Origin of the sequence: Rathayibacter tanaceti, from assembly GCF_001634385.1 — a bacterium.
In the GTDB taxonomy this organism is placed as follows: domain Bacteria; phylum Actinomycetota; class Actinomycetes; order Actinomycetales; family Microbacteriaceae; genus Rathayibacter; species Rathayibacter tanaceti.
On record NZ_LIIN01000146.1, the window covers coordinates 1 to 6,238 of the forward strand.

Sequence of the window (6,238 nt, forward strand, 5' to 3'; positions counted from 1 at the left end):
AGCCCTCCCCCGACCGCGGTGCGCCGACCGCCGCCGCGACACCCTCCCCGCGCAACCGGACACAGTCGCTGCAACGCACCATGCTGACGCCGCGACGCGCGAGACCCTGCCCGGCACCGTCGTGCGTCGCGAGGGCGCGCCTGCAACGGGTGACGTGGCCATCGACGAGGCCTACGACGGCCTCGGCGCCATGTCGGCGTTCCTCCAGGAGGCGTACGGCCGCGACTCCATCGACGATGCCTGGCTGCCGCTGAACGCGACCGTGCACTTCGGCGACGACTACGACAACGCCTTCTGGGACGGCTCCCGGATGGTCTTCGGCGACGGCGACGGGCAGGTGTTCCGCCGCTTCACCGTCTCGCGGAGCGTGATCGGGCACGAGCTCGCTCACGGCATCACCGAGTACACCGCCAACCTCGTCTACCGGGGCCAGTCCGGAGCGCTCAACGAGTCGGTCTCGGACGTCTTCGGTGCCCTGCTCGAGCAGTTCGGCGCCGGGCAGAGCGCCACGGAGGCGAGCTGGCTGATCGGGGAGGGCCTCTTCACCGACGAGGTGCAGGGCACGGCGCTGCGTTCGATGATCGCACCCGGCACCGCCTACGACGACGACGTGCTCGGCTCGGATCCGCAGCCCGGCTCGATGGCCGACTACGTCGACACCGAGGACGACAACGGCGGCGTGCACATCAACTCCGGTATCCCCAACCGTGCCTTCGCGGTCGCGGCGACCGCCCTCGGGGGGGGCCGCCTGGGAACGCGCAGGGCAGGTCTGGTACGACGTGCTCACCGGAGGGGTGCTCACCGCGACCGCGGGCTTCGAGGCCTTCGCCGCCCTCACCGTCGAGGCCGCGGCCGCCCGCTACGGCTCGCGCTCCGAGGTCGAGGTGGCGGTCCGCCGGGGCTGGGAGACGGTGGGAGTGACGCTGCAGGGATGAGCGCGCTCCACTGCGCGACGGCGGCGGGTAGCATCGCGCGCATGGACGTCATCGTGTCGCGCAGTGGCGGCTTCGCCGGTCTGCGCCGGGTGTGGCGCGTGGATGTCGAGCAGCAGCCCGACGAGCGCGCGTGGCGCGAGCTTCTCGGCTCCTTGCCGTGGGACGACGCCGACGGCGACTCCCCCGGCAGGCCGGACCGGTTCGTCTACGAGATCCGGGTGCAGACCCACCGGGTGCGACTCGGCGAGAGCGAACTCGACGGGGCCTGGCGCGAACTCGTCGACCGCGTGAAGAAGGCGCAGCCCCGCTAGGAGCTGCGCCTTCGTCGAGGACTCGGACTACGCGGTGCCGAGCAGGTCGATCACGAAGATCAGGGTCTTGCCCGAGAGCGGGTGCCCTCCGCCGGCCGGACCGTAGGCCAGCGCGGGCGGCAGATCAGCTTGCGACGGCCACCGACCTTCATGCCGGGGATGCCCTGCTGCCAGGCACGGATCAGGTTGTTCAGGGGGAAGTTGATCGACTGGTCGCGGCTCCAGGAGGAGTCGAACTCCTCGCCGGTGTCGTACTCGACCCCGAGGTAGTGCACCTCGACGGTCGAGCCGGGCTGTGCCTCGGCTCCCTCACCGAGGACGAGGTCCTCGACGACGAGAGCGTCGGGGGCCGGGCCGTCGGGGGCGTCGAGCTCGGGCTTGGTCAGGTTCTCGCTGCTCATGCCTCGATCCTACGGCGCGGACGGGTCGAGCCTGGGAGCCCGCTGCGAGCGCTCACTCCACCAGAGTGAGGCGCTGAGTCGGCCGGGTCATCGCGACGTAGAGCGAGGCCGCGCCGCGGTCGCCGGTCCGCGCGATCAGGCGCGGGCGCGCGATGACGACGGAGTCGAACTCGAGCCCCTTGGCGTCAGTGGTCGAGAGTACGGCGATCGCGCGGTCGAGCCCGGCGGCTCCGCGCCCGACGTCACGGCCGAACTCCGCCTCGAGCCGCGCCGCGATCGCGGCCAGCTCGTCATCCGGCGCGATCACCGCGAGGGTCCCCTCCGCCTCGAGCGCGCGGTCCTCGGTCACGGCGGTGAGCACCCGCTCGGTCAGCGGCGCACCACCGCGGTCGCGGATCGTCCGCACCGGCCACTCCGTCGAGCGCACCGCCTCCCCCGGCGTGATCTCGAGTCCGTTCTCGCGTGCCGTGCGCTCGGCGAACGCGACGATCTGCACAGGCGTGCGGTAGTTGACCGTCAGCTCCTCCAGACGCCACGGCGCGGCCTCGACACCGCGGCCCTGACGGCCGAAGGTGTCGCGCAGGGCGGCGTCCCAGCTCGAGGCGGAGGAGGCGCCCGACGCCTGCGCGACGTCTCCCACGATGGTGAACGAGCGCATCGGGCAGCGGCGCAACAGCACCCGCCACTGCATCGGCGAGAGCTCCTGTGCCTCGTCCACGACGATGTGACCGTAGGTCCAGCTGCGATCGGCCGCCGCACGCTCGGCGGTGGTGCCGACGATCGTCCGCTCGGCGAAGCCCGCCGCGAGGTCCTTGGCGTTCACGAGACCGTCGACGCCCATGTTGCGGATCGCCGCCTCGGCGTTCTCGATGTCGCGGCGGCGCTGCTCCTTCTCGGCCTTCTTCGACGCGTCGGCATGGTCGTCGTAGGCGCCGAGGAGTTCGGCCGCCTCGTCGAGCAGCGGCACGTCCGAGACGGTGAAGGGAGCGTCGCGGTCGCGGCGCAGGAGGGCGCGCTGAGCCGCGGTCCAGCGCGGTGTGAGGGTCGCGAACCAGTTCGGGCGGGCGAAGAGATCCTGGAGCAGCTTCTCGGGGGTGAGGGGCAGCCAGGCGGTGTTGAGCGCGACGCGCACGTCGTACGCGGTGCGGACATCCTCGCGGAGCACCGCCTCATCGGCCTCATCGACCGTGCTGCCGTGGCTGCGGAGCTGGTCGGCGAGCTGCCGGGTGAGCTGGGAGAGGAGGGTCTTCACGAATGTGACGCGCGCCTCGTTGTGCGGCTTGCGGGAGTCGCGGGCGCGGCCGATCGCGCGCTCCACGTCCTGAGGTTCCAGGCGCAGCTTCTCACCGTTCACATCGAGCAGCTGCGCCTCGGCGGGCACGACCTGGCGGGAGCGGACGGCGCGCTTGAGCAGCTCCGCCATCCGCGCCGAGCCCTTCACACGGGCGACGGCGGGCTCGTCCTCCTCGACGAGGTCGAGCCCGGGGTAGAGCTGCCCGAGCGTCGCGAGCACCACCCCGGTCTCGCCCAGCGAGGGCAGCACCGCCTCGATGTAGCGCAGGAACGAGCGCGAGGGGCCGACCACGAGCACGCCGGAGGAGGCGATCCGGTCGCGGTGGGAGTAGAGGAGGTACGCCGCGCGGTGCAGCGCGACCGCGGTCTTTCCCGTGCCCGGGCCGCCCTGTACGACGAGCACGCCGCGCAGCTCGGAGCGGATGATGCGGTCCTGCTCGCTCTGGATGGTCGCGACGATGTCATGCATCCGACCGGTGCGCTGGGCCCCGAGCGCGGCCATCAGCGCGCCCTCGCCCTGGAGCACCGTGCCCTCGCGCAGCAGCTCCTCGTCGAAGACCTCGTCCTCGAAGCGGAGGACCTCGCGCGCGAGTGGTGAGGTGGCGGCGGGCGCGCGTCCCCATCGGCCGGGCGGCGGTGGCCTGGTAGAAGGCCGCGGACTGCGGAGCGCGCCAGTCGAGCAGCAGCGTGTCCTGCTCGTCGTCGCGGAGTCCGATGCGCCCGATGTAGCGGTGCTCGGAGTCGCCGTCGGCGAGCGTGAGGCGGCCGAACGCAAGGCGGTCGTCGGCGCCGGTCAGCGAGCGGATGCGGTCCTCGTAGAGCCGGGCGTACGCGTCGCGCTCGGACCGGCTCTGGTGGTTGCCGCCGACGCTCTCGATGCGGACCGTGTCCAGCGCCTGGCGGGCGTGGGCGATCAGCTCGTCGAGGCGGGCGTAGAGCGCCGCCACGTACTCGCGCTCCCTCGAGAGCTCGGACTCGAGGATCGTGTTCCCGTCCGTCATCGTGCGCCCTTCCCGTGCGTCGCCGTCGCGGCCGGGAGGCGGATCGCGCTCCGAAGGCCGCAGAAAAACAGGCGGTCCAGTCTACCGAGGGTTCGAGCGTGAGCCGCGCGGCAGCGCGATCCGGGAGACTCTTGCATTCGCCGGAACTGAGCCCTTGCGCTCACCGGGGACTCAGGAGGATGCTCGACAGCACGAAAGAGCCCGACACCCCGTCAGAGCAGCCGGCCGCGCCGCTGCCGCAGGGTGCCGGGCTCTTTCGTTGCAGCCGACGGCATCGGAAGGCCGCCATCCGGCGGTGCGGGAAGAGAGTCGGCCCCGGGCGCGTTGCACGCCCCATGGCCCTCTCGAGCAGCATCACTGCCCCCTCCCGCGCCTCGATCGACCTCACGGAGTCGGCGCGCGCCGGCTGGGAGGCGTGGCTCGCCCGCCGCGCCGAGCGGGTCACCGGCCCGCGCGGCGACCTCGCCCTGGTCGAGACGCGCTGGCTCGACGCCGGCGAGAGCGTCGACGACGAGCAGGCCCTCGCCGGGTACGGCCCCTCCGCCACCCTCACGCGGATGCAGCGCGAGAACCTCGACACGGGCGAGCCGGAGTATGGGTACCGCATCTGGGACGCGGCCTCCGAGGGCATCCGCTCGTTCGACGCCATCGAGACCTTCGCCTTCGACGCCGCCTGGGTGCTCGAGGCGTGGTTCGAGCCGGTCGGCGAGGACCGCACGATCCCGTTCGAGCACCTGAGGGACAACGGCGCCACCCGTGATCTGGTGGTGCCGGGGGACATCACCTTCTCGCTCGTGGACGACGGCCGCGCCCGGGAGTACACCGTGGCCGCGTTCGACGACGGCGGCACACTCCTGGTGCCCTTCGGCGACCCGACGAACCGCAGCGGCGACCCGGAGCTGCAGAGCTACCCGGTCGGCCGCTTCCTGGTCGTACAGCGGATCGGCGGAGCGGCCGACGCCGGCACTCCCGGCCCGGTCCTCCTCGACTTCAACCGCGCCTACATCCCGCCGTGCGGATTCTCGCCGCACTACAACTGCCCCCTCCCGCCCGCGCAGAACCGCCTGGGCGTACCGGTGACCGCCGGCGAGCGCCGGGTGCTTCGCGCGGCGGCATGAGAACGGCCGCCGCGGGACGCCCTCGGTTCGGTCGCCGTGGCAGCTTCTGGATCGCGACCCTCGTCCTCGCGCTGTGCCTGTGGTCGAGCGGGTCGCCCTCGGTGCTCTACCCGAGCTACGCCGAGGAGTGGGACCTCTCTCCGGTGGTCGTCACCTCGGTGTTCGGCGCGTATCCCGTGGCCCTGCTGCTCGCCCTGCTCGTGGTGGGCGACCTCTCGGACGTCATCGGCCGCCGCCGCACGATGCTCCTGGGGATGGCGCTGATCTCGGTCTCGGCCGTCGCCTTCTCGTTCGCCGCCGGCGTGGGCCTGCTCTACCTGGGCCGGGGCCTGCAGGGGCTGGGAACGGCGCTCGCGCTCAGCGCAGCGAGCGCGTCGCTCGTCGACAACAACGTCTCGGCCCGGGATCGGCTCCCCGCCGCGCTGACGACCGTGTCGACCTCGGCCGGGCTGACCCTCTCGCTCCTGCTCTCGGGCGCGCTCGCGCAGTACGCGCCGCTGCCGCTGCAGCTCAGCTACTGGGTGCTCGCCGGCGTCGGCGTCGGCTCACTGGTGCTGCTTGCGCTGACCCGCGACGACCGGCCGACGGCGGCCGGCCGGTGGCGTCCGCGCCTCCCGCACGTGCCGACAGGCCTGGGCCGGGCCTTCGCCTGCGCCACGCTGGCGGTCTCGGTCGCCTACGCCACCGGCGCGCTCGTGCTCTCGCTCGGCGCCCAGATGGCGCGCGAGCTCACCGGCACGACCGATCTGCTCGTGATCGGCGCGGCGCTCGCGCTCTCGCCGGTGGTCATCGGAGTGACGGCCCTCGCGATCCAGCGCCTGCACCCGCACGTGTCGATCGTGATCGGCGCGGTCGTCGCGGTGGCCGGTCTCGCCCTGATGGAGTGGACGGCCGCCGCCGGGTCGCTGCCACTGTTCCTGGCCTTCGCGGCGGTGAGCGGAGTGGGCTACTCGCTGAGCTTCTCGGGCGGTCTCGCCCTGATCGGACGGGTGGCGCCGGCCGAGCACCGCGGCTCGATGATCTCTGCCGTCTACCTCCTGAGCTACCTCGGCCAGGCCAGCACTGCGGTGGCGGCGGGCGCCGTGGCCACAAGCCACGGACTCGAGCTCGCGATCGACGTCGTCGCTCCGGCCGTCGCCCTGCTCTGCCTCGCGGCGGGCGTCGTCGCGCTCGTCGACC

General features: G+C 72.7%; 3 protein-coding genes and 3 pseudogenes. 4 read left to right on the forward strand and 2 right to left on the reverse strand.

The window, feature by feature from the left end; genetic code table 11:
* Both ACH61_RS13470 and ACH61_RS16460 read left to right on the forward strand, forming a co-directional pair.
* A pseudogene (locus ACH61_RS13470) lies at window positions 1-935 on the forward strand (M4 family metallopeptidase); the annotation flags it as partial.
* Between the two features lie 41 nt (window positions 936-976).
* Complete coding sequence (locus ACH61_RS16460) at window positions 977-1,246, forward strand: protealysin inhibitor emfourin (RefSeq protein WP_153038891.1); 270 nt, start codon at window positions 977-979, stop codon at window positions 1,244-1,246.
* A 27-nt stretch (window positions 1,247-1,273) separates the two neighbouring features.
* Here ACH61_RS16460 and ACH61_RS13475 read toward each other — a convergent pair.
* Window positions 1,274-1,647 (reverse strand): annotated as a pseudogene (locus ACH61_RS13475) (FKBP-type peptidyl-prolyl cis-trans isomerase).
* Between the two features lie 52 nt (window positions 1,648-1,699).
* Window positions 1,700-3,941, reverse strand: a pseudogene (locus tag ACH61_RS13480) (HelD family protein).
* A gap of 335 nt (window positions 3,942-4,276) precedes the next feature.
* Between ACH61_RS13480 and ACH61_RS13485 the strand changes: the two are divergent.
* Window positions 4,277-5,059: a DUF1684 domain-containing protein gene (locus ACH61_RS13485; RefSeq protein ID WP_068212925.1), complete on the forward strand. Its 783-nt coding sequence runs from the start codon at window positions 4,277-4,279 to the stop codon at window positions 5,057-5,059.
* Window positions 5,056-6,238, forward strand: a 1,183-nt coding sequence (locus ACH61_RS13490) for an MFS transporter (protein WP_068212928.1), incomplete at its 3' end; no start/stop codon positions are given. The genes ACH61_RS13485 and ACH61_RS13490, both read left to right, overlap by 4 nt.

Coding starts and splice junctions, on each gene's coding strand:
- ACH61_RS16460 (WP_153038891.1), top strand. CDS start 977: ATGGACGTCATCGTGTCGCGCAGTGGCGGCTTCGCCGGTCTGCGCCGG.
- ACH61_RS13485 (WP_068212925.1), top strand. CDS start 4,277: ATGGCCCTCTCGAGCAGCATCACTGCCCCCTCCCGCGCCTCGATCGAC.